Below are 23,420 nucleotides of genomic sequence, written 5' to 3'. Positions count from 1 at the left end.
CCTGTCGCCGCCGGTTCATCCGGTCTGGCCGTTCCTGCTCGTCCATCATCGCTGCGCTGGCCCGGCCGGCGCCGTCTTGCCCAGAATGAGGTCAGCCGCCTTTTCCGCAATCATGATTACGGGGGCGTTGGTATTGCCCCGGATCAGCGCCGGCATGGAGGAGGCATCCACCACCCGCAGGCTCTCGACCCCGCGCACCCGCAACTGCGCATCCAGCACGGCGGCATCGTCGGTGCCCATGGCGCAGGTGCAGGCGGGATGGCCCCCGCTCCGCGCCGTCGCGCGCAGCCAGCCTTCCAGCGCAGCATCATCCGCCGCATCCGGGCCGGGCGCGACTTCCGCGGCGACCAGATCCCGCGCCGGTGCGGTCGCGAAGAAACGGCGCATGAAGTGCATCGACCATAAGAGCCGATCAAGGTCGCCCTGTTCGCTCAGGAAGTTGAGGTGGATTTTCGGCAGCGCCTCTGGATCGGCGGAGCGCAGCGCGATGCTGCCCCGGCTCTCGGGGTTGAGCAGCAGCGTGCCGGCCGAGAACTGATGCCCCGCGCCTTTCCGCCAGCCGGGGAACCAGGGCCGCGCCGCGTAGCTTGCGTGGACAATCTGGAACTGCAGGTCCGGCCGATCCTGCAACGGCCCCGAGCGCAGGAAGCCCTGTATCGACATAGGGCTCTGCGCCATGTTGCCCGTGCCGAACAGGGCCCAGCGCGCCGCGTGCAAGGCGATCCGGTCGAGCCGCAACTGATCGTCAAAGGTCACCGGCGCGGCGGCCTGCCAGAAGCTGAGCGCGATCGGATGATCCTGCAGATTGGCGCCCACGCCCGGCAAATCGCGCAGCACCGGCACGCCCATATCGGCCAGATCCGCAGCCGGGCCGATGCCGGAGAGCATGAGCAGTTGCGGCGAGTTGATCGCGCCGCCGCACAGGATCACCTCGCGGCGCGCCCGCACCTGACGCACGGTCCCGCCCTTGCGATACTCCACCCCGACCGCCCGTCCATGCTCCATGATGACGCGCGAGGCGAGCGCATGGGTCTCGATCCGCAAATTGGGGCGACCCCGCACCGGGTCGATGAACGCCCGCACCGTGCTGTGCCGCCGCCCTGCGCGGATCGTGCAATCGGGAATGCCGAACCCCTCCGGGCGCGGCACGTTGAAATCCGGTTCCTCGTCATAGCCCAGATTGCGCGCGGTGCGCATGAAGGCCGGGAACAGCACCGGGTCCGGCTTCATCGCCGTGACATGCAGTTCGCCCGTCCCGCCATGGTCGGCGCCGGCGCCCCGCCAGTTGGTTTCCGAGCGGCGGAAATAGGGCAGTACGTCGTCGAAGCCCCAGCCGGGCAAGCCCATCTCGCGCCAGCGATCATAGTCCGCCGCATGGCCACGAATATACATGGTGCCGTTGATCGAGGAGCTGCCGCCCAGCGCCTTGCCGCGCGGAATGGGCTGGGTGCCATGGCCCATTTGCGGGTCAGGCTCGCTCTCATTGCCCCAGATGAAGCGCTCGGTCGCGGCGGCCTGCATCCAGGTGAGCGGCATATCGATGAGCGGATGACGGCACTCGCCGCCCGCCTCCAGCAGCGTGACGGAGGTTCCGGCCTGCGCGCTCAGCCGATTGGCCAGCACGCAGCCCGCACTGCCTGCCCCCACGATGACGAAGTCCGCCTCACCCATCGGTCGGTCGCCCTCCCCTCCATGCTGTCTCTGCCAGACCGTTGCGGCCTTTGCCCTGCTGGTCTTACGGTGCATATGCACGAGCACAAGTGCGATAACGCACGCCTGCCGCGATGGAGAGCGATGAGATGCGATATACCGCCGATGAGGAAGCCAATCTGGCGCTGGTGCGCGGGCTTTTCGACGAGGTGCTCAACCCCCTGGATTCGAGCGCCGTGGACCGGTTCATCGCGCCCGTCTACATCCAGCACAACCCCTCGGTCGAAACGGGGCGCGCGCCATTCAAGGCGTTTCTCGACCATATCAGGTCCGTGCACCCTCAGGGCGTCCATGATGTGAAGCGCATGTTCGCCGATGGCGATCATGTCATTGTCCACTATCACGTCCGCCGCTGGCCGGACGATAGCGGCTGGGCGGTGGTTGACATCTTCCGGATCGAGAACGGCCTCATTGTGGAGCATTGGGATGTCGCGCAGGACGTGAAGCTCGGCGGGCCGAACGCGAACGGGATGTTCTGAGCAGCGGGCATTCGCCGCCGGTTCACATGCGACCAAATCATCGGGCTTGGGGCGGCGCAGGTGGAATGAAATTGACTCTGTGCAACCGACGCGCAAGATCGTGCATTGTCGGGCTGGATTCTACCGCCGTCCGTCTTTTCCGAGGGCTCCGTGACGATCGATTTTCAGGCCCTGCTGGCGCGTTCTCCCAATCCCTATGTGTTGCTCGATAGCGATCTGCGGATCGTCTGGATGAACGACGCCTATCTGCAGGTGACCATGCGCACCCGCGATAAGCTACTGGGCCAGAACATGTTCGATGCCTTTCCAAGCGACCCGGACTCGGAGAGTCACCGGCAACTGGAATCCTCGTTCCGGCGGGTTTTCGCTTCCGGCAAGCAAGACGAGATCGCGCTCATCCGCTACGACATTCCCACGCCCGATGGCGGGATGGACGTGCGCTACTGGAGTGCGACGCACACGCCCTTTTCGGACGAGGCACGCAAGGTCGCCTACATCCTGCAGCACACGGTCGACGTCACCGAACTGCAGACGCTGCGGGCCATGCGCGATGAAATGGGCCTGATCCAGCGCGCCAATGCCGTGCAGGCGCGCAATCTGGACCTCGCGGAAGAGGCCGGGCAGTTCAAATCCCTGTTCGAGCAGGCGCCGGGCTTCGTGGCCATTCTGCACGGGCCGGATCATGAGTTCCGCATGGCGAATGCCGCGTATCACAAGCTGGTTGGGGGCCGGGATCTGCTGGGCAAGCGGGTGAAGGACGCCCTGCCGGAAGTGAGCGGACAGCGCTTCCTGAACCTGCTCGACCAGGTCTATCGCTCGGGCAAACCCTTCATCGGGCGCCGCCTCAAGGTGCTGCTGCAGAATGACGAGGGAACCGAGGTGCAGGAGCGCTATCTCGACTTCGTCTATCAACCCACCGTGGGCGAAGGCGGGACTGTTTCCGGGGTGTTCGTCCAGGGCCATGACGTGACCGACCAGGTGGAATCGGAAGAGCGGCAGGCCCTGCTGATGAACGAGCTCAATCACCGCGTGAAGAACACGCTGGCGATCGTCCAGGGCCTCGCGATGCAGTCATTCCGCCAGATGCCTGGGTCCGAGGTTCCGCGTCAGACCTTCAACGCGCGGCTCGCGGCGCTGGCGGCGGCCCATAATCTGCTGACGACCAGCAACTGGAAAACCGCCGGCTTCATCGAGACCGTGCGCAGTGCGGCCGAAGCCTCCATCGGGGAGGATCTGGCGCGCGTGCATCTCGATGGCCGGGATTTCACCATCGCGCCGCAGACGGCGGTGTCTCTCTCCATGATCATTCACGAACTCTGCACCAATGCTGTGAAATATGGGGCTTTGTCGGTGCCTGAAGGTCACATAGACCTGAGTTGGACGATCGAGGACGAAGAAGAGGATTACCGATTGATCGACCTGCGTTGGGAAGAACGCGGCGGCCCACCCGTCCAGCAACCTGCAAATCGGGGTTTCGGGTCGCGCCTCATCGAGCACGGCTTCTCGACGGAACGGGCCAGCGGCGTGGTCATAGACTTTCGGCCGACCGGCCTGCTGTGCACCATCAAGGCAAAGCTCACCAACGCATCGATTGTTTCATGAGACTGGACGACCTGACCATCCTGATCGTTGAGGACGAGCCGATCATCGCGCTCGTCCTCGAAGACAAGCTGCTGGATCGCGGCGCGAACCCCGTTCTGGCGCACAGCTTCGACAGTGCGGCAGAGCTGATCGGCCGACAGGCGCTAGACCTCGCCATTCTGGATGTGAACATCCATGGCCAGCAAAGCTATCCGCTGGCGCAAATGCTGCGAGACAAGGGCACGCCGTGCATCTTCGTGACCGGCTATGGCGGCGCGCTGCACCCCGAGGCGTTCGCGAATGTCACGACGCTGACCAAGCCCTATAGCGTGGCCGCGTTGGATGACGCGCTCCAGACGGCGCTGGCATCTAGCTCTGCCAGCCAGCCGGAACCCGACACGCCGCTAACCTGACCGGTCAAAGCGGCGTCACCGGCGCGGCGGCGTTTTCAGGCCAGCTCGACCGGCGTCGTATCGTAGCCCGCCACAGCCAGCGCCTGCATCAACCGCTGGAGATGGGCTTCGTCGCGCGTCTCGCACTCCACATCCAGCGTCAGGCCCTTGGCGGGCAGATTGGTGAAAATCCGCTGGTGGGAGAGTTCCAGGATGTTCACCGCCTCCTGATCGAAGATGCGAGCGACATGGAACAGCGCGCCGGGGCGATCCTGCATGATGATGCGCAGGCGGGCCAATCGGCCTGAACGTGCCAGATCGCGCAGCAGGACATTGGCGAGCAGGCGCGTATCGATGTTGCCGCCGCACAGCACCAGGCCCACCGTCTTGCCGGCGAACAGCGGCTTGTGCTCGATCAGTGCCGCGAGACCGGCCGCCCCAGCGCCCTCGACCACAGTCTTCTCGATCTGGAGCAGCAGGCTCACCGCCTGTTCCAGCGCGCGCTCGGTCACGAGCACCACATCATTGGCGAGCGCGGTGACGAAGCGGCGCGTGAGCTGCCCCGGCTCCTTGACCGCAATGCCTTCGGCCAGCGTATCGCCATCGCATGGCAGGTTGGCGCTCTTCACCACATCGTACATGGAGGGGTAGAGTTCAGCCTGAACGCCGATCAGCTCGATATCCGGGCGGATGCCGCGCGCAGCGGTGCCCATGCCAGAGAAGAGCCCGCCGCCGCCGATGGGGATGACCAGCGTGTCGATCTCCGGCGCGTCCTCCAGCATCTCCAGCGCCACCGTGCCTTGCCCGGCGATGATGTCCGGCTCGTCGAACGGGTGGACGAAGGTCAGCCCGCGCTCGGCTTCCAGCTTGCGCGCGTGATTATAGGCGTCCTCGAATTTCTCGCCTTCCAGCACCACGGTCGCGCCGTGACCCTCGGTCTGCATCACCTTCACCAGCGGCGTCGTCATGGGCATGACGATGGTGACGGGCACGCCCAGCTTGGCGCCGTGATAGGCAAGGCCCTGTGCGTGGTTGCCGGCCGACGCCGCGATGACACCCTTGGACCGCGACGCGTCGTCCAGCAGCAACAGGCGATTGAGCGCGCCGCGCTCCTTGTAGGCGGCGGTAAACTGGTGGTTCTCGAACTTGAGATACACGGTCGCGCCCGTCATCTGCGAGAGCGTCTTGCTGACCACCGTGGGCGTGCGCAGGATCGAGCCCGAAATTCGCGCCGCCGCCGCGCGGACATCGGCGACGGAGACGGGCAGCGCATCGGCACTGGCCGTCAGGGGCTCAAGCGGTTCGATCCTGTTCATGGCGCCGCCCCCTACTCCCATCTGGCGCATCCTGCAAACTGCCACTATGCCCTGCTTATGGCAAAAATCGCGTTTATCGGGCTGGGAGTGATGGGCGGACCAATGGCGGGGCATCTCGCCGCCGCCGGGCACGACCTCTCGGTGTTCAATCGGTCGATGGGCAAGACCCAGGCCTGGGTCGAGCAGCATGGTGGCGAGGCGGCAGTCAGCCCCGCGCAAGCGGCGGCGGAGGCCGAGGTGGTCATCAGCTGCGTCGGCAATGATGCCGACCTCGAAGCGGTGACCATCGGGCGCGACGGCGCGTTCCGCACGATGCGGCCCGGCGGGCTATTCATCGACCACACCACTGTCTCCGCCAAGATCGCGCGGCAGCTCGCCGACGAGGCGGAGAGCCGGGGGCTTCATTTCGTCGATGCGCCGGTTTCCGGCGGCCAGTCCGGCGCTCAGGGCGGCACGCTGTCGGTGATGTGCGGCGGCACGCAGGCGGCGGTCGAGACAGCGCGGTTGGTCATGCAAAGCTATGCCGCCCGCATCGTGCATTGTGGCGAGGCCGGCGCGGGTCAGACCACCAAGATGGTCAACCAGATCTGCATCGCTGGCGTGCTGGAGGGACTCTCCGAGGCGCTGCGCTTTGCGCAGGCAGCAGGCCTCGACCTCGGCAAGGTCCAAGAAGCGATTGGCGGCGGCGCGGCGCAAAGCTGGCAGATGGACAATCGCTGGAAGACGATGAGCGAGGACAGCTTCGATTTCGGCTTCGCAGTAGAGTGGATGCGCAAGGATCTGGGCCTCGCCCTCGATGAAGCGCGCACGCTCGGCGCCACATTGCCGGTCACGGCGCTGGTCGATCAATATTATGCCGAGGTCGTCGCCATGGGCGGCGGGCGGCAAGATACCAGCGCGTTGGTGAGGCGCCTGCGCAAGCCATGAGTTTTGCACGAAGGACAAGCGCCGTTCTGGCGGCGCTCGCGCTTGGACTGGGCATGGGCGCGACCCGCGCGGACGCGCAGGGCCTGATCGATAATGTGAACGGCATCACGGTCGATGCGACCGGCGACCTCGTGCATTTCACCGGCCTTGTCATCAGCGACGATGGCCGGGTGGAAAAGCGGCTGGCGCGCGGCGAGAAACGCCCCGATCGGCCGAGCTTCCGCTTTGACGGCAAAGGCCGCACGCTGATGCCGGGCATCATCGATGCACATGCCCATGTCATCGATCTCGGCTTCTCGCGCCTCAACCTGGACCTGAGCGATACCAATTCGCTCGAAGAGGCGCGGCAGAAGATCGCCGCCTTCGCTGCGGCCAACCCCGGCCGTCCGTGGATCATCGGCTTCGGCTGGAATCACGAGAAATGGAACCTCGGCCGCTTCCCGACTGCCGCCGACCTCGATGGGCTGGGCGATGGGCGCCCGATCTGGCTGGAGCGCGTCGATGGTCATGCCGGCTGGGCCAATGCCGCCGCGCTGACCGCCGCCAAGATCGCACCGACCAGCAAGGCGCCCGTCGGTGGGCGGATCGAGATGGTCGCAGGGCGTCCCAGCGGCATCCTCGTGGACAAGGCGATGGCGCTGATGACGCCCGCCCTCCCCCGCCCCCAGCCCAAGGATTATGACGCGGCACTGTCCGCCGCGCAGGATGCGCTGCTGGCGCGCGGCGTCACCACTGTCGCGGACATGGGCACCAGCATCGAGCATTGGCAAGCCTATCGCCGCGCTGGCGACCGGGGGGCGCTGCGAATCCGCATCCTGGGCTATGCCGCCGGCATGGAGCAGGCCGCGCTGATCGCCGGGCCTGCGCCGACGCCATGGCTCTACAACGACCGGCTGCGGCTGGGCGGCGTCAAGCTGGTGCTGGATGGTGCGCTCGGGTCACGCGGCGCCTGGCTCAAGGCGCCTTATGCCGATGCGCCCAAGGAGAGCGGCTTAGCCCTGCTGACCTCAGCCCAGTTGCGCAACCAGATGAGCCGGGCAGCAATGGACGGCTTCCAGCTTGCCGTTCACGCCATTGGCGATCAGGCCAATGCCGAGACTCTCGACGCCATCGAGGAGCTGAGCGAGACCTATAAGGGCGACCGGCGCTGGCGGATCGAACATGCGCAGATCGTCGACCCGGCCGATCTCGCCCGTTTCGCGCGCAGCGGCACGATCGCTTCCATGCAGCCGCAGCACGCCACCTCCGACTGGGCGATGGCGACGCGGCGGCTCGGGCCGGAGCGGCTCGGCGGCGCTTATGCCTGGCGCACGATGCTCGACAACAAGGTGCCGCTGGCATTCGGCTCGGATGCCCCCGTGGAGCCGGCGGATGCCTTCATCGGCCTCAAGTCTGCGACCACGCGGCTCGATGCCCGCAACGAGCCGGCCGGCGGCTGGTTGCCGACGCAACGTCTGACGCTGGCCGAGGCACTGCGCGCTTATGGCCGCGGCGCGGCTTATGCCGCTTTTGCCGAAGAGCGCTTCGGCAATCTCGCACCCGGCCAGCGCGCCGATTTCCTCATTCTGGACCGCGACATCGAACTGGCCAGCCCCACCGACCTTGCCGCGACGCAGGTCCTCGAACTGTGGATGGACGGCAAGCGCGTCGCCCTGAAAGATCGGTGAGAAGGATCGCTGAATCGTGAACGCCATTCGCCTTGCCACCAAATATGTCGAGAAGCCCTGGGGCCGCACCGATCTGCCAGCGGCCTATCCCGATGGACAGGGCCGGCAGATTGGCGAGGTCTGGTTCGATGGGCCGGACGGCCAGCATCCGCCGCTGCTCGTCAAATATATCTTCACCAGCGAGCGCCTGTCCGTCCAGGTTCATCCCAATGACCCGCAGGGCCAGGCGCGCGGTCTGCCGGGGGGAAAGAGCGAGTGCTGGCTCATCCTCGATGCCGAGCCCGGCGCGACGCTCGGCATGGGGACGCTCCGCCCGCTGGATGACGAGACACTGCGCGCCGCCTCGCTCGATGGGAGCATCGAGCATCTGATGGACTGGAAACCGGTGAAGGCCGGCGACTTCTTCTACATTCCCGCGGGGACTGTCCACGCCATCGGTGCTGGCGTCACGCTGGTCGAGGTGCAGCAGAATGTCGATGTGACCTATCGGCTCTACGATTATGGCCGGCCGCGCGAACTGCATCTGGATGACGGCGTCGCCGTGAGCCGGGCCGAGCCCTATACGAGGGCGCCGGTCAACATAGCAGAGGTGGATGCGGACACGCTTCTCCGCCGCGACGAGGCGCCCTTCACGCTGGCGCTGGAGCGCTGGCACGCAGGCAGCCACAGCCTGGACTGCGCTAATGGTCCGTGCTGGTTCGTGCCGCTGAGCGGCCGGGGCACGATCGACGGACTGGCTTGGGCAACGGGCGAGTGCTGGCTGGTGACGGATTCCGCCACGCTCACGGTGACCGAACCGGCCCGGGGCCTCATCGCGCAAAGCTGACACCTGCCAGACTTAGTCAATGAGAGAGTGCGCGCGGCCCGCGCAGCTCTGCTCATTCCCCTTGCGCTTAGCCGCAAAAATACTGGCATTCGAGATTGCAACGCCCTATTCAGCGCCCGACAATGGCGAGGACTGAAAGAGGCTCTGCAATGGCAAAAGACAACAAAATTACATTTTACGATCTGGCGTTGGCGAGCGGCGCGACGATCAGCCCCTTCGTGTGGGCGACGAAATATGCGATCGCCCACAAGGGCTTTGAGATCGACACGGTGCCCGGCGGATTCACCGGCATTCTCGAGCGCACCGGCGGCAAAACCGAGCGCCTGCCCGCGATTGTCGACGATGGCAAATGGGTGCTGGATAGCTGGTTGATTGCCGAATATCTGGACGAGACCTATCCGGACCGGCCGACGCTTATCCCGCACCCCAGCGTGCGCGCCCTCACCCAGGGCATGGAAGCCTGGCTGTGGAAAGAAGCGATCAGCCCGTGGATGACCTGCTTCCTCAAGGAATATCGTGATCGCTCGCTGCCGCAGGATCACCAATATGTCACCGAATCGCGCGAGCGGATGTTCGGCCGCAAGATCGAGGATATCATCGTGGGCCGTGAAGAGCGCCTGCCCAAGGTGCCGCCAAACCTCCAGATCATGCGCAATGTGCTGGCGGAGAATAAGTGGTTCGGTGGCGACACGCCCAATTATGCCGATTACCGCCTGCTCGCCGTGTTCCTGTTCACCGCCTCGGTGGCAGATACGCCCGTGCTGACCGACGACGATCCGCTGCGCGATTGGATCGAGCGTGGGTTCGATCTGTACGGTGGTCTTGGCCGTCACCCCGGCCTCTCGCCCATCTTCGGCCTGCAGCTGCGCGAGGGCGATCCGGAACCGTTCGTGAAGGGCAATGCCAAGAACGGCCTCTCCAGCCGCAACACCGGCCCGCAGTCCACCTCGGCGGAAACCGCGCGGCTCAAGGGCGAGGCCCAGCCGGCCGCCTGAGCGCCCGCGACATCGCCCTTTCGAGGCGACAAAAGACAGACAGGCGGCAGGCTTCACGGCGTGCCGCCTGTTCGTTTTTGCGATCTCTTGCCGTCCGCCCGCACCCGGATTACCCACAGCGTAGGAGAGGAGACATAATCATGAAAAATCTTGCTCGCCGGGTCGGCTTGGCCCTGGCTCCCATCGCCATCTGTACCGCCCCTGCCCTCGCCCAGCAGGAACTGCCGCCCGTGCTCGCCAGTGGCGCGAAGTCCGATGTCGCGCCCGCCGTGCAGATCCTGCGTTGGCACATGAATGATGCGGACGTCGCGTCCCTGACCTTCCGCAGCATGGACACGCTGTTCACCACGCGCTCCGCGCCGCGCTCCGGGCCGATCTGGCAGCTCCCGCGCAACGACAAGCCGCTCGATTTCAGCTATGCCTATAAGGGCACGACCTACAAGGCCGACGATTTTCTGGAGCGCACCTACACCAATGCGCTGCTGGTGATGAAGGACGGCAAGATCGTCACCGAGATCTATCGCAATAACAGCAATGAGCAGACCCGCTTCATGGGCTGGTCGATGACCAAGTCGCTGACATCTATTCTCATCGGCAGCGCGCTGGCGGAAGGGCGGATCAAGTCGCTCGACGATCCCATCACCGCCTATCTGCCTGAGCTGAAGGGTTCGGGCTATGACGGCGTGTCGATCCGCCACATCCTGCAGATGCGCTCGGGCGTGGACTATGAGGAGCGCTACGACTTCGCCAATCCCGGCATCGCCGCGACCAATCACATCAATGCGCTGGTCAAGAATGTCTCGCGCTTTGCCGACATGGCGCGGCAGGTGAAGCGGCTGCACACGCCGGGCACTGTGTTCCAGTACAAGACCATCGACACTGCCGTGCTCGGCTGGCTGATCGAGCGGGTGAGCGGCGGCGACACCATTGCCGGCTATGCGACCAAGCATCTGTGGGAGCCGCTGGGCGCCGAGCGTGACGGCTTCTTCATCATGGATGGCCCGCCGGGCGTCGGCCGCGAGTTCAACGGCGCCGGCTACAATGCCACGCTGCGCGATTGGGCACGCGTGGGGCAGATGATGCTTGATGGCGGCAAGGCCAATGGCAAGCAGATCGTCTCGGCCGCCTGGGTCGCGGAATCGACGCGGCCGACCGACCCCAAGGAAACAGGGCCGATGGGCTATGGCTATCAGTGGTGGACGCTGGGCGGCGGCTCCTACTCCGCCATCGGCCTGCAGGGGCAATATGTGTTCGTCGATCCGGCGAGCCGCACGGTGGTGGTGAAGCTCAGCTACTTCCCGCCAGCCAATATGAGCGCGGACGAAGAGACGGCTGCATTCCTGAAGGCCGCCGCCGCCTGGACACCGCGCTGAGCGTTATCCCTTGAGCATCAGAAATGCCCCGGCCTCTTGTCGAAGCCGGGGCATTCCGAACGGTCTGTCCCACACAGCGCCGTTCTGCGGCGACGGTGCGAGGGAGGCTTACTCGCCGCCGGTGCTGGCAGACTGACCGGCTGCGCCCGAAGCCGAGCCCTGGGCAGAGCCGCTCACGGCGCCGCTGGCATCCACCGAGCCGGCGGTATCGCGCACCTGACCGGCCGCGTTGCGAGCAGCGTTGGCAGTTCCACGAACCGTACCGCGCGCCGTTTGAGCCGCACCGCGGGCCGTGCCGCGCGCGGTCTCCACTGTGCCGCGAGCGGTGCCCCGCGCCGTCTCGGCCGTGCCCTGCACGGTGCCTCGGGCGGTCCCGACGACCTCTCCGGCCGTGCTGCGAACCGCATCGGTGCCGACACCCTGCGCCGAGACGCCGACGCTCTTGTCAATGCTCTGGCTAGTGCCGAGCGCACCGCCACCGGTCACGGAGCCAGCCGGGCCAGTCGCGGACGTCGCCCCTTCAACGGTGCCGGCAACCGTGCCGGCCAGACCCGCATTGGCGCTGGCCGAACCCGAGCGCGTATCGACCGAGCGGCTGGTGTCGGCCCGACCCGAGCCGGACAGGGTGCCAGTGACGCTCTGCGAGGCAGAGCCGACCGTGCCGAGCCTACCGCCAAGATTGCCGGCACCGCCCAGCGTGCCACCAAGCGTGCCGCCCAGCGACCCGCCGGCATTACCAAGGAGCTGCGCCTGCGCGGGCATCGCGAAAATGGCGGCAGCGGCGAACGTGGTGATCAAAGTCCGGTTCATATGTCATCTCCTTCAAGATGCGGGCCTCTCTTCTGGCCCGTCGGGAAGGAGAACGATGGCCGGATGGGACTTCATCCCGCCCCCCTCAAAAAAATTTCAGCGGGCGCTCGCCGGCACCGTGCGGCAGGCTTTGCAGACGATGCCGCGCCCGACATTGCCCTTGCCCTTCACCGCTTCGTCGGCCACCGCGCTGACGCGACGCGCGGGAGAGCCCTGCGCGGCAGCCAGTCGTGCCGCCACGAACGGTGCCGCAAAGGATGTGCCGCGCACTTTCCCATAGCCCTTGCCGGGCAGTGCGGCGACCATGTCAGCGCCTGGCGCGGCAAAATCCAGATGCCTGGCGCGCCCCGCCTCGATCAGCGCCCGGTCCCGGCCATCGACCCCGGTGACCGCGATCACACCGGGATAGGAGGCCGGATACATGGGCGGAGCGGCAGGCCCGTCATTGCCGACCGCCGCGACGATCGTCACGCCGCGCTGCTGCGCGAGCGCCACGGCGCGGGCCAGCAGCTGATTGGGCGGGCCAACCAGCGAAACAGTGATGACCGGCGCGCCGCTCTTGACCAGCCAGCCCAGCGCCTGCGCAATCAACTCTGCCGATCCGGCGGCGGGATTGCCGCCATAGACATCCGCCGCCAGCAATACCCGCCCCGTGGCGGCCCCTTTGAAGGCGCCGTCCCGTCCGACCAGCAGCGAGGCGATGGCCGTGCCGTGGCCGCTGCCCTTGGGCGCGCCAGCGGCGAAGCCGCGCTGGCGGATCGACGCGCCGGCCAGCGCCGGATGGGTCGCAATGCCCCCGTCGATCATGCCGATGGGCGCATCGCTGGCGGCCCCGCTCTCGCCGGCCGCTGCTGCGCCGTCCGCGCCGCCCAGCGCCCCGCCGGCTGGTTCGAAGACATGGTTGAGATCGAACACCCCCTCCGGCGCGAGCTTGCGGGCGCGCTCCAGTGCCTTGCGCGCCGTCTCGCCGCGCGGCACGCCGAGCACATGGGTGCGCAGGCCCAGTTCCGCCATCGTCTCCGTCCGCAATGTCTCGAAACCCGCCGCCTTGAGGCGCGCGAGCAGATCCGGCGATGCATCAAGCGCGATGATCTCTCCCCGCCGCACCGGCTGGCCGTCGGCATCCGCCTCCAGCACATCGCGGTTGGCGCGGATCAGCGCATCGAGCCGGGCGCGGCGCAAATCGCGCAAGGACACCCGGTCCAGCGTATCGGCCGCGCGGATGCTGAGCGTATCCACCGCGCCGCCGATGGCCGCGGGCGCATCGCGCAAGAGCGGATCGACCACGCCCCCGGCGATCTGGCCTGGCAACTGGCCAAGATTGCCCGGCAGAAGCTGCGCCTGCGCACTTGCGCCGAGCAGAGCGGCGATCAGGAGAATTGCGGTTGATTGTCGCGCCATGGTCGGTCCTTATCATTTTTTCTCAAGCTTTGGATGAAACGCGCGTGCCGCGTCGTTTCATCCACAAGAGCTGAAAGGAATTGGCTTGGACGGGTTCGAGGAAGGCCTCACTGCCATGTTGCCGCGCCTGCGCCGGTTCGCACATGGGCTGTCGCACAGCGCCGCCGACGCGGACGATCTGGCGCAGATCGCCGTGGAGCGCGCCTTGCGGTCCCGTAACCAGTGGCAGGCCGGCACACGCCTCGATTCCTGGCTCTACCGGATCACGCGCAACGCCTGGATCGATACGGCGCGCGCACGAAACCGTGAGGCCGCGCGCCTGCTGCCGGAGGAAGCCGGCGAGCAGGTGGGCGAGGACCCCCGGCCCGGCCTCGAAGCCCGGCTGGACCTCGACCGGATGATGGCAGCGATGACCCGGCTGCCGGACGACCAGCGCGAGGCTGTCGCGCTCGTGCTGATCGAAGGCTGCGGCTATCGGGAGGCCGCGGAGATATTGGAGATACCCGTCGGCACGCTGTCGAGCCGGCTGGTGCGTGGACGCAATGCGCTGCTGGCGCTTGTGGGCGAAGGATGAGCAGATGACGGACCCAAGGATCGGCCCCATGATCGATGACGAAACGCTCTATGCCTGGCTCGATGGCGAACTGCCCGAGGACGAGGCCAAGCGCGTCGCCGCACTCGTCGCCGCCAATCCCGCGCTGGGCGAGAAGCTGGAAGCCCAGCGCCGGTTGCAGGCGGGCCTGCGCGCAGCGTTCGATCCTGTTGCCGCTGCCCCGGTGCCGGCGGGCATGGCCGCAATCGCAACGAGCGAGGGGGCTGCGCAAGGCCTGGCCGAAGCGCGTGCGCGACGCACAAGCCGTGCGGGCTTTGGCCTGCCGCAATGGGCGGCCGTCGCGGCGGCACTGGTGGCGGGGTTCGTCGGGGCGCAGATGCTGCCAAAGGACGGCGCGACCGCTCAGGACGGGCTGGTCGCAAGCGCAGAGCTAACCGAGGCACTCGACACCCAGCTTGCCAGCGCCGGGGATGCCGATGGCGCCGCCGCGCCGGTCAGGGTGCGCCTCACCTTCAAGGATGGCAAAGGCGACATTTGCCGCAGCTTCGATACCGCCAGCACCGCCGGCGTCGCCTGTCGGGACCAGGACAGCTGGGCCGTCCGCGCGCTGGTCAGCCATCCCCGCCAGACCGAGGGAAGCTATCGCATGGCGACCAGTGGCGATGCCGCCATCATGGCCTATGTGGACGCCCAGATCATCGGCGATCCGCTGGACGCGACGGCCGAAAAGCAGGCCATGGCGAAGGGGTGGAAGAAATAACTGCCATACAGGCCGGTGGTTAAAAAGGTGGTCTTGCTGCGCCAATCGGCCCGAGGGGCCACCATTGATGGCCTGACTCTTGGGCGGCGCCGTCCCAGTTTACCTGGGACGCACACCTTTCACCGACCGGCCCACCCCGCGAGTTGCCCCATATTGCCGGCTCAGCTTTTCCCGCCTTCTGAAACAGCCTTGGCGATAGCGGCCTGATTTGCGCCGCTGAATTCATCGCGTCGCTCGTAAACCCAGTTGAAGGACCGTTCCCGTTGGGCATTGGCGCGATTAAACCGTGGCATGACGTAGCGCATCATGAGCTCATAAGACCGCTTGGTCGCTTCGAAATCCATCCAGTTGGTCCCGGTCATCGTAACATAACCGAAGCCACCCGTTTTTTCCCACAGGGCTTCAAGATATTCGACGGCATCGTCTGGCGTGCCGATCAACCCGCCACGCGCCGCGATGATGCGTTCCGGATCGGCTCCAGCCTTGGCGCGCGTATCCGCATAGCTTTTCGGGTTGAGTGCTTCCAGATAGGCCAGCCACGGCTCGAGCCCGAAACGCATGGCCGCAGCGGCATCCGCGCGGCTCTCGGCCAAGTGGAAGGAAACCACGACACGAAGATTATCGCGATTGAGTTGATTGCCGTGGGCGCTGCCGGCTTCTTCCGCCAGCTTCCATGCCGCGGCAACATCGCCGCCGCCATGAGTGAGGATGCCCAGCCCGTATTTGCCTGCCAGGCGCGATCCGATCGGCGTCTTGGAGGTCACGACCGCCATTTCGGGACGACGGAAGCTATAAGGCGCCATTTGGAGGCTCGCCTCCCGCAGCGAGAACCAGTCGCTATCGTGATCGACGACTTCGCCATCCAGCAACCGGACAACCACATCCAAGCCTTCGACCAGCCTCTCACGCTGCTGTTCCGGCTTGATATTCAACATGTGCGCATCGGACACCAGCATGCCGGGACCAAAGCCGAACATGGCCCGACCGCGTGTCTGATGATCGAGCTGCAGGATGCGATCCGCAATCATGTAGGGGTGATGATAGGGCACCGAGATCACCCCGGCGCCGAGCTTGATCCTTGAGGTCCGTTCCGCCGCAGCCGCGATGAACAGCTCCGGGGAGCCATATATTTGCATGCCCCCGGAATGATGCTCGCCCATCCACAATTCCGCAAAACCGAGATGCTCCAGCCAGTCCACAAGCTCGAAATCCCGACGCATGCAGAGCGCTACGTCCTCATCGTTGCCGTGATGTGGGGGCAGGAATACGCCTGCACGAACGTTGCGCCTCTCATACATGGGTTTTCTCCCGCAAATCTTATCGTCACGGCCCGACTATCAACGCAATAATTAAAACACAATAGAAATTATTATTTCGTGAGACTCGCGAAGCCTGACCGCTCGGACAGCGAACGAACCGAGCGCGTGAAAAACGGCTCATCGTACGTGGGATACAGGCCTTAATATATCCTCTTTTCCGTGTCATATTCCGAGTGAAGGGAAGTTGGCAGATGACGCAAAAACGGCACCCTTCTCCAGCCCTCATAGCTTCACATCGGTTTTTATATATATCTATAAATAAGTTGTTTCGGCCCCAATGATCGGTTAGGAGGATGGCGTTTCTCGCCAAGCCCAACCAGGGCTGGACGACGTCAAGAGACCAAAAAACTCGGCGCGCCATATGCTGCCGAAGCTGACTGGAGGGAGGATTATGAAAACACTCAGGAAAGTTGCCGTTTTCACGCCGCCGCGCGTAACATGGAAGGCAACCACCGCACTCGTGACCAGCATTGTCCTGAGCCTACCGAGCGCTGCGAATGCGTCGGAAGGTGGCCAGCCCGATGGCATGGCGGCTCTTCCTCAGGCCAGCACACAAGCCAGCGCGCCGGAAAGCGCCAGTAGCACCGACATCATCGTAACCGGATCTCGCGCCGCCGCGGCCGGTTTTTCTGCACCATCGGCCGTGTCAGTCATCGGCGCCGATATCGTCGATCAGCAGTCGCCGATCAGCATTGCTGAAGTGCTGCAGCAGGAGCCGGCTTTCAAGGCCACGCGCTCGGTCGGCGGAAACGCGAACAACTTTGCGAGCCCGGGGCAGGCGACGGCGGATCTTCGGGGGCTTGGCGGGCAGCGGACCCTCGTGCTCGTCGATGGGTCACGGGTTGTGCCCCAGGCATCTTCGGTCACGACAGGATCACCCGTCGCGACGGACCTCAACGTCATTCCAACGAACATGATTGAAAGGGTCGAAGTCGTCACGGGCGGCGCGTCCGCACAATATGGATCGGATGCTGTTGCAGGCGTGGTCAACATTCTTCTCAAGAAGAAGATGACCGGCATCGAACTGTCCGCCCAGACCGGCATTTCACAGCAAGGCGACAATTTCCGCTACAAGCTCGGCGCCGTGGGAGGCTTGTCGTTCGGGGACGGCCGAGGGAACATCGTCGTGGCGGTCGAGAAAGCCCGCAGTGACGAGATTCAGGACATTTATCGCCGCGATTGGGGACGCCGCGAAGAGATGATCGTCACCAACAGAGCCTATCTGACCAATGGCTTGCCCGCCAATATCGTGGCCGACGGCGTGCGCAATTCCAACAGCATCGGCGGCCGCATCATCGGCCCCGCCAATTTCAGCCTGCGCAACTATACCTTCAATGATGATGGCACCATCCGGCCCTATCAGGTCGGCAGTGTCGACGATGGCACCAATCAGATCGGCGGCGAGGGTCTTAGCCGGTCCAAGGGGTCGAGCCTGATCCCCGGCATCGAGCGCTTTGTCGTTCACGCCCTCACCAGTTTCGAAGTCTCGCCTGCTCTCAATATCACCCTGTCGGGAGGCTATGCTGAGACGTTGGGCCTGTTCACCGGGGGCCTCCCGAACTTTGCGTCCTTTACGATCCGCAACGACAATGCCTTCCTGCCGCAAGCGGTCAAGAATGCCATGGCTGCGCAGGGGCTGACCAGCATAACCGTCGCCAAGGGTGTCTATGATGTCGGGAACATTAATTTCCGGGTAAAGAACAAGACGCCGCACGGCACGATTGGCGTCGAGGGCGACCTCGGCAATTCGTGGCACTATGATGCCCATTATTCCTATGGCGAAAACCAGTTCCGCAGCGACTTCAGCAATAACTTCTCGCCCGCCTTCTGGAATCTGGCGGTGGATGCTGTCGCGGCTCCAGGCGGCGGGATCGTCTGCCGGTCGACCCTCGCCGGGCAGCCTGCCAATCCCCTCGCCGCTGGCTGTGTTCCAGTCAACATCTTCGGGCCGAATGCCGTCAGCACCCAAACGCCGGCCGCGCTCGCTTATGTGAACCGCTCCGATTATCACGAGGTGATCTACAAGCAGCACGCCGCGAGCATCAACATGCGTGGCGAGCCGTTTTCCACCTGGGCTGCGCCCGTCGCCGTCGCCTTTGGTGGTGAGTATCGCCAGGAGTCGCAGGTTCTGACGGCCGGTCCGCTCGCGACAGCCGGTCGGTTTGCAATCGGCAATGTCGCGCCCTTCTCCGGCAAGTTCAATGTCAAGGAAGGCTATGTCGAGGCGATCGTACCGCTCGCCAGGGATCTGCCTTTCGCGCGCAATCTCGATTTCAATGGCGCCGTTCGCTATGCCGATTACAGCACGGCCGGGGGCCAGACGACCTGGAAGGTGGGTGGCGTATACGAGCCCATCCAGGGGCTGCGTTTTCGCGTGACACGCTCGAAGGACATCCGTGCAGCGGCGATCTACGAACTGTTCTCGCCCGGCTCTTTCGTGAACGTGCCTTTGACGGTGAACGGGGTGACGGCCGTCATTCCGCAGAACCGCACGGTGGGCAATCCCGATCTGAGGCCTGAGAAGGCCGACACGCTCACGCTGGGCGTTGTCGTACAGCCCTCGAGCCTGCCCGGGCTGCGCATGTCACTCGACTATTATCTCATCGACCTGAAGGATGCGATCGACTCGATCACGGCCGCCAATATCGGCAATGCCTGCTCGGCGGGCGATGCCCAGGCGTGCAGCTACATCACCTTCAGCGGCGCAACGCCGACGCGCCTCGTCGCGCCTGTCCAGAATATTTCGCAGTTCAAGACGAGCGGACTGGACATGGCACTCTCTTACCAGGTCAGTCTTGGCGGCGGCGTGTCCATGAGCACGCGGTTCACCGGAACCTACGCCTTGCGGTCCTACATCAATGGCATCGACCGGTCGGGCGAGAACGGGATGGGCAGCCTCGGCTCACAGCCACGCTTCCGGGGAAATCTCACGCAGACATTCAGCACCGATGCGGTCTCGCTGTCAGCGCAGCTCTTGTACATCAGCAAGGGCAAGAACGATAACCAGTTCGACACGATCCCTGCGTTGACCATCAATGAGAACGACATACCGGCCGCCGCTTACGTCAATCTGTTCTCGACGATCCGCGTAGCGGGCAATTTCGAGCTGTCCGCCAGCGTCTCCAATCTCCTCGACAAGGATCCTCCATCCAGTCCCTATGCGACGCAGAGCCAGCCGGTGAACGGCCAGCTCTACGACAAGATCGGACGCGTGTTCGAGGTAGGGGCGAAGGTTCGCTTCTGACGATCGGGCGGGCCAGTGCGGCGAGCGCGCTGGCCCGTTCCACGGAAGTCTCTGCTGCTTCAAATGCCCTGACGAGGCGAACTGCTCGCCACCGCCATGGCGACCCGTTCCGTTGGCCGGTTCAGCGGTGCATGGACCCGCCTTTCCAGACCTCCTGCTCTCACGCGGTAAAAACGATCATCCGGCAGCGATAGGGGCGCCCAGGCTGACGTAGGAACCGTTCGCGTATACCAGCGGGCTGACCTCATCAGTGAGGAACACTTCTTCGACACGGCCGATCACAATGTGATGCGTGCCATAGTCCAGAGCCTGCTCGTAGCGACAGAAAAAGCTCGCCTGCGCATCTTCCAACCGGGGACAGCCATCTGCAGCCGTGCCCCACTTGCCCGTGGCGAACCTTTCTTCTCCGCGCGCTTTGCCGGCGCACGCTGCCGATATGTCGGCATGGTCGCTGTGCAAAATATTCACGCAGAAGTCGGCGCCTTCAGAGAGCGGCAGGTACAAGCTCGCCGAGCGATTGACGCAGATGAGCAGCGATGGGGGATCCATGCTGAGTTCGCTCACCGCGGTCGCGGCCATCGCGTAGCGCGCGCCATTATAGCGACAGGTGATCACGACGACGGCTTTGGCGAGACGCCGCAGCCCCTCGCGCAAGCTGATGGCCACGGGGGAGAGTTCGGTCATGTCATTTGCTCCGTCACGCTGCCTGACGCTCTGTCTGGCGGCGGTGGATGATAAGGTCTTCGATTGAGCCAATGCAGAGCCCGTGCCGATCGGCGAAGCGGATGAGGTCGGGCAGACGCGCCATTGTGCCATCATCGTTGAGGGTCTCGCAGATCACGCCTGCGGGCTTCAGGCCGGCCAGCCTTGCCATGTCGACCGCTGCCTCTGTGTGACCAGGTCGCGTGAGGACGCCACCGGGCTGCGCGACGAGCGGGAAGATATGGCCTGGCGAGACGAGGTCGGCCGGCCCGCACTTGTCGTCGATGGCCACGGCGATGGTCCGCGCGCGGTCATGGGCCGAGATGCCGGTTGTCACGCCCTCGGCAGCTTCGATCGACACCGTGAAAGCCGTGCCATGCGGCGCGTTGTTTGTTGCGACCATTGGCTGCAGAGCCAGATCCTCCGCGCGAGCCGCAGTGAGGGCGAGGCAAATCAAGCCGCGGCCATAACGGGCCATGAAGTTGATTTCCGCAGCCGTTGCGAATTCGGCCGCAATAACGAGATCACCTTCATTCTCTCGATCTTCCGAATCCACGAGGATGATAGGCCTGCCCGCCCGAAGCGCGCCAACCAGTTCATGGATGGGCGAGAGCGGGGACAGCGGTCCGTCCACGACCGGACGTGGATATTCTGCCTCAAGCATCGCGCAGGGCCACGACAGGGATCAGCAGGTGGGAGTCATGCTCGCCCCCGGTGTGGATGTGGTGCATCCCTCGATTGACCGTGTCTTCGTGCCGCATGTAGAGCATCGGCTTGGGATACTGGTAAATGTCCCGCCCCTTGATCCTGATCCGCAGCACGTCGCCGGCCCTGAAGAGCGTGCCGGAGGGCAGTATCTCGATCTGCGCTTCGACAATCTCTCCCGGCGTGACCTTCCACTCAGAGGTGTTGGTGAGCACGGGCTGAAATTCGGTCGAGCATTCGGAGTCCAATTCACGCCGCGAGAGGCGCAACCAGCCATAGGCGGCAGCGCCGTCCTCAAACACAGCCCAGTGAATGAAGCCTACCTTCTCGCCATCTTCGACCTTTTCGACCGCGACAAATACGTCCATGTCATCGGCGTCTTCGGTGGAGACCATGAGCTTGAGCTTCATATGCCCGACGAGCGCGCAGTCTTCCTCGAACCGATATTCGAACGTCGCCTCTGCCGAGTCATCGAGCGGATCATAGCTCCGGATTGCTTCGGCCGGGGCTGGCTTGTCGCTCATGTGTCCGGTCGCTGCGTCCAGATACAACCGACGGTATTGGGTGTTCTCCACGGGCCATTGCTCTGACTGCTTCATGATTGCCGAGCCAGCCCTGTCGCGTACGTGCAGTCTGACCGGCGGCCAGGTGCCCATGTCGTTCGATACGCCCTTCAGGACATGGTCGAAGAACGCTGTCTGGCGCGCGATGGAAGTGGGTTCGTAATAATAGCCCCATTTCTTGCTACCATGAACCTCGAGCCACTTGCGCGGAGATGCGATTTTCTTGAAGCCTTCGAGGGTGCCACGCGTGTGTACGCCGTGGTCGCTCCAACTCGCGACCACATAGGCCGCAACGTCGATCCGGCCGAAATCAGGCACCTTCGATTTCCAGTACTCGTCGAAGAACGGATGCTCGGCGGTCAACGCCCAGAGATCCTCCACCATGGTATCCGACGCGCCCCAACGCACCTGGATGTGCGGCCAGAAATGCGTCTCTGGGATGCCTCCGTGGCGCACGATCTCGTTGAAGGTGTCCGACCAGCCCTCCCAAGGATTGATAGCCGCCAGATGCGGCGGGTTAAGTGCTGCCACGTTCCACTGCGACGAGGAGAGGTAGGATACGCCTGACAGGCCTACGCGCCCGTTGCTCCATGGCTGCGTGCCAGCCCATTCGATGAGATCATAATGAGCTTCGCCTTCCTTGCGCGAGAAATAGCTTGCTGTGGTTTCCGCATACCAAGTTCCGGGGATATCGGCCGTAATCACCGCATAGCCCTGGCCGGTCCAGTAGACGGGATCCGGGGCCTCGAAAATGGTGAGGTCCGACTGCCACTCCGCCTTCACGCCGGATGTCGGATAGAGCGTCGCAAGCGGCGCCGGGTCGTGCTTGCCATAGGGGGTCCAGGCGACCAGAACAGGGATAGGCCCCGTCAGGTCCGCTGGCAGAAAGAGGTCGATCCAGAGCGGATTGCCTTCCCGGGTCGGCACCGCAATGTCCCGCTCGATGCGGATGCGATCGCGGAAGGAAAGCTGGTGCTGGCGGGGGCGCCCTCCACGAAATTGCGGTGTATTGGGCGGCCGCCTCAGTCTTTCCCGATAATCGCCCATCCTCTCGCTCTCCACTGACCAATTGGCTTGCACCTCATAACCGGGGCAGGGATTAATTTCAATATGATTAGAATTTATTCCGGGCGTGATGTAGGCCGCCGTTCCCATCCTGCCGGCCTTTCGCGTAAACTGCGCGTCCGTAGAAAATGACAAGGGGACCGGCTATGGCTATGAACGCCCCGTATCGCGGGATGTCGGCCGGACTAACTGGCTGGCGTGCAAGCCGATTATGCGCAGGCAGAGTTTTCAAGGTGTCGGATAAATCCGACGCCCTTTCCAGGGTGGTTAAGATGGGCCGGAAGAAGGCGGAGAGCCAAAACAGCAGCGAGGGTGCCGAAACGAAGGGCGCGCGACCGGCCAAAAAGCGCTCGATCGGCCGTCCATCCGGGCAGCGTGGTATCGGCAAGAAGCTGTTGATCGACAAGACTGTCGAACTCCTGCGCCATGTGCCGCCCGAAAAGCTGTCCCTGTCCATGGCGGCCCGCAATGCGGGGGTGCACCTCACCCTCTTCAAATATTATTTCACAGACCGAACCCGCCTGCTGGTCGACGTCGCGCGAACCCTGGCCGTCTCTTTGGGCGACGGCCTCGCCCAAACCGAAGCGGGATCCCTGCCGGCCGTCGAGCGGATAAAGATCAGAATCGACACGATGGTCGACTTCTTTTTCGTCAATCCTTTCTATCATCGGCTCATGACCGAGATTATCGCCGACGAGACCGATCCGCTCGCGGCTGAGCTGATCGCTTTGTGGGTGGGGAAGACGCTCGATATCTATCGCGACATTATCGACAAGGGCGTGGCGGAAGGGTCGTTGCGGAAGGTCGATCCCTACTTCACATTTTTCGCGATCATGGGGCTGTGCGAGCAATATCAGCACGCATCCCGCTTCGTCGAGCAAGGCAATTTGGCAGCAGGCGGCGCCCCTCATTCCGACGTGGCGGCAGAATATAAGGCCTTCGTCTATCAGCTCATGCTGAGTGGAATTGCGCTCGAGCCCGCCCGCACGGGCTGAGCCTCGCGACAGCATTGCTTCATCGGTGTTCGACGAC

20 protein-coding genes are annotated in these 23,420 nt (G+C 64.3%); 12 read left to right on the top strand and 8 right to left on the bottom strand.

The genetic code is table 11. From position 1 onward, the window contains the following. Positions 1 to 45: 45 nt before the first annotated feature. Positions 46 to 1,671: a GMC family oxidoreductase gene (locus M2342_RS04780; protein WP_264578243.1), complete on the bottom strand. Its 1,626-nt coding sequence runs from the start codon at positions 1,669 to 1,671 to the stop codon at positions 46 to 48. A gap of 128 nt (positions 1,672 to 1,799) precedes the next feature. Here M2342_RS04780 and M2342_RS04775 point away from each other — a divergent pair, with 128 nt between their 5' ends. The 3 genes from M2342_RS04775 (at position 1,800) to M2342_RS04765 (ending at position 4,183) form a co-directional block, all read left to right on the top strand. Then, on the top strand, positions 1,800 to 2,189 hold the full coding sequence (locus M2342_RS04775) for a nuclear transport factor 2 family protein (RefSeq protein WP_264578242.1): 390 nt from the start codon (positions 1,800 to 1,802) through the stop codon (positions 2,187 to 2,189). A 105-nt stretch (positions 2,190 to 2,294) separates the two neighbouring features. Further along, positions 2,295 to 3,791 (top strand): sensor histidine kinase, encoded by a 1,497-nt coding sequence (locus M2342_RS04770; protein WP_264578241.1) that lies wholly within the window; start codon positions 2,295 to 2,297, stop codon positions 3,789 to 3,791. After that, complete coding sequence (locus tag M2342_RS04765) at positions 3,788 to 4,183, top strand: response regulator (RefSeq protein WP_181558796.1); 396 nt, start codon at positions 3,788 to 3,790, stop codon at positions 4,181 to 4,183. The genes M2342_RS04770 and M2342_RS04765 overlap by 4 nt, the downstream gene beginning before the upstream one ends. 35 nt (positions 4,184 to 4,218) lie before the next feature. Here the strand turns inward: M2342_RS04765 and M2342_RS04760 are convergent, their stop codons facing one another. Further along, positions 4,219 to 5,478, bottom strand: coding sequence for a threonine ammonia-lyase (locus tag M2342_RS04760; RefSeq protein ID WP_181558795.1), 1,260 nt, complete (start codon positions 5,476 to 5,478; stop codon positions 4,219 to 4,221). A 57-nt stretch (positions 5,479 to 5,535) separates the two neighbouring features. Here M2342_RS04760 and M2342_RS04755 point away from each other — a divergent pair, with 57 nt between their 5' ends. The 5 genes from M2342_RS04755 to M2342_RS04735 all read left to right on the top strand — a co-directional run bounded on the left by M2342_RS04755 (position 5,536) and on the right by M2342_RS04735 (position 11,266). Beyond that, the gene (locus M2342_RS04755; protein ID WP_264578240.1) at positions 5,536 to 6,405 is read left to right on the top strand and encodes an NAD(P)-dependent oxidoreductase; all 870 of its coding nucleotides are present in this window, start codon (positions 5,536 to 5,538) and stop codon (positions 6,403 to 6,405) included. After that, a complete protein-coding gene (locus tag M2342_RS04750; protein ID WP_413715119.1) occupies positions 6,402 to 8,072 on the top strand; it encodes an amidohydrolase in 1,671 nt (556 codons plus the stop codon). Before M2342_RS04755 ends, M2342_RS04750 begins: the two co-directional genes overlap by 4 nt. A 16-nt stretch (positions 8,073 to 8,088) precedes the next feature. Further along, the gene (locus M2342_RS04745) at positions 8,089 to 8,898 is read left to right on the top strand and encodes a class I mannose-6-phosphate isomerase (protein ID WP_264578239.1); all 810 of its coding nucleotides are present in this window, start codon (positions 8,089 to 8,091) and stop codon (positions 8,896 to 8,898) included. Positions 8,899 to 9,047: 149 nt separating this feature from the next. Next, positions 9,048 to 9,893 (top strand): beta-etherase, encoded by an 846-nt coding sequence (locus M2342_RS04740; protein ID WP_181558791.1) that lies wholly within the window; start codon positions 9,048 to 9,050, stop codon positions 9,891 to 9,893. Positions 9,894 to 10,033: 140 nt separating this feature from the next. Next, positions 10,034 to 11,266, top strand: a complete 1,233-nt coding sequence (locus tag M2342_RS04735) for a serine hydrolase domain-containing protein (RefSeq protein ID WP_264578238.1) — start codon at positions 10,034 to 10,036, stop codon at positions 11,264 to 11,266. A gap of 108 nt (positions 11,267 to 11,374) precedes the next feature. Here M2342_RS04735 and M2342_RS04730 read toward each other — a convergent pair whose 3' ends face one another. Both M2342_RS04730 and M2342_RS04725 read right to left on the bottom strand, forming a co-directional pair. Then, positions 11,375 to 12,076 (bottom strand): hypothetical protein, encoded by a 702-nt coding sequence (locus tag M2342_RS04730; protein ID WP_264578237.1) that lies wholly within the window; start codon positions 12,074 to 12,076, stop codon positions 11,375 to 11,377. A 96-nt stretch (positions 12,077 to 12,172) separates the two neighbouring features. Next, positions 12,173 to 13,477 carry a S8 family serine peptidase gene (locus M2342_RS04725; protein WP_264578236.1) on the bottom strand — a complete coding sequence of 435 codons (1,305 nt, stop codon included), beginning with the start codon at positions 13,475 to 13,477 and terminating at the stop codon, positions 12,173 to 12,175. Between the two features lie 115 nt (positions 13,478 to 13,592). Here M2342_RS04725 and M2342_RS04720 point away from each other — a divergent pair, with 115 nt between their 5' ends. Together M2342_RS04720 and M2342_RS04715 are read left to right on the top strand one after the other, a co-directional pair. Continuing rightward, complete coding sequence (locus M2342_RS04720) at positions 13,593 to 14,051, top strand: RNA polymerase sigma factor (RefSeq protein WP_264579986.1); 459 nt, start codon at positions 13,593 to 13,595, stop codon at positions 14,049 to 14,051. Between the two features lie 28 nt (positions 14,052 to 14,079). Then, complete coding sequence (locus M2342_RS04715) at positions 14,080 to 14,790, top strand: anti-sigma factor family protein (protein ID WP_264578235.1); 711 nt, start codon at positions 14,080 to 14,082, stop codon at positions 14,788 to 14,790. 161 nt (positions 14,791 to 14,951) lie between these two features. Here M2342_RS04715 and M2342_RS04710 read toward each other — a convergent pair whose 3' ends face one another. Beyond that, positions 14,952 to 16,088, bottom strand: a complete 1,137-nt coding sequence (locus tag M2342_RS04710; RefSeq protein ID WP_264578234.1) for an LLM class flavin-dependent oxidoreductase — start codon at positions 16,086 to 16,088, stop codon at positions 14,952 to 14,954. 481 nt (positions 16,089 to 16,569) lie between these two features. On the opposite strand from M2342_RS04710, the gene M2342_RS04705 reads away from it, so the two are divergent. Beyond that, a complete protein-coding gene (locus M2342_RS04705; protein ID WP_264578233.1) occupies positions 16,570 to 19,353 on the top strand; it encodes a TonB-dependent receptor domain-containing protein in 2,784 nt (927 codons plus the stop codon). 177 nt (positions 19,354 to 19,530) lie between these two features. Here M2342_RS04705 and M2342_RS04700 read toward each other — a convergent pair whose 3' ends face one another. The 3 genes from M2342_RS04700 to M2342_RS04690 are packed head-to-tail and all read right to left on the bottom strand — an operon-like array spanning position 19,531 to position 22,370. Then, positions 19,531 to 20,037, bottom strand: a complete 507-nt coding sequence (locus tag M2342_RS04700; protein WP_264578232.1) for a flavin reductase family protein — start codon at positions 20,035 to 20,037, stop codon at positions 19,531 to 19,533. 13 nt (positions 20,038 to 20,050) lie between these two features. Beyond that, entirely contained in the window at positions 20,051 to 20,719 is a 669-nt protein-coding gene (gene ribB, locus M2342_RS04695) for a 3,4-dihydroxy-2-butanone-4-phosphate synthase (protein ID WP_319801079.1), read from the bottom strand. Beyond that, positions 20,712 to 22,370, bottom strand: coding sequence for a CocE/NonD family hydrolase (locus M2342_RS04690; protein WP_264578231.1), 1,659 nt, complete (start codon positions 22,368 to 22,370; stop codon positions 20,712 to 20,714). Before M2342_RS04690 ends, ribB begins: the two co-directional genes overlap by 8 nt. 164 nt (positions 22,371 to 22,534) lie before the next feature. Between M2342_RS04690 and M2342_RS04685 the strand changes: the two genes are divergently transcribed. Beyond that, the gene (locus tag M2342_RS04685; protein WP_264578230.1) at positions 22,535 to 23,383 is read left to right on the top strand and encodes a TetR/AcrR family transcriptional regulator; all 849 of its coding nucleotides are present in this window, start codon (positions 22,535 to 22,537) and stop codon (positions 23,381 to 23,383) included. The last annotated feature ends 37 nt before the right edge of the window (positions 23,384 to 23,420 follow it).

It is taken from the genome of Sphingobium sp. B8D3A, from assembly GCF_025961995.1.
GTDB lineage: Bacteria > Pseudomonadota > Alphaproteobacteria > Sphingomonadales > Sphingomonadaceae > Sphingobium.
Note: the sequence above shows the minus strand (reverse complement) of the source record. Positions and strands in the feature narration are given on the sequence as shown.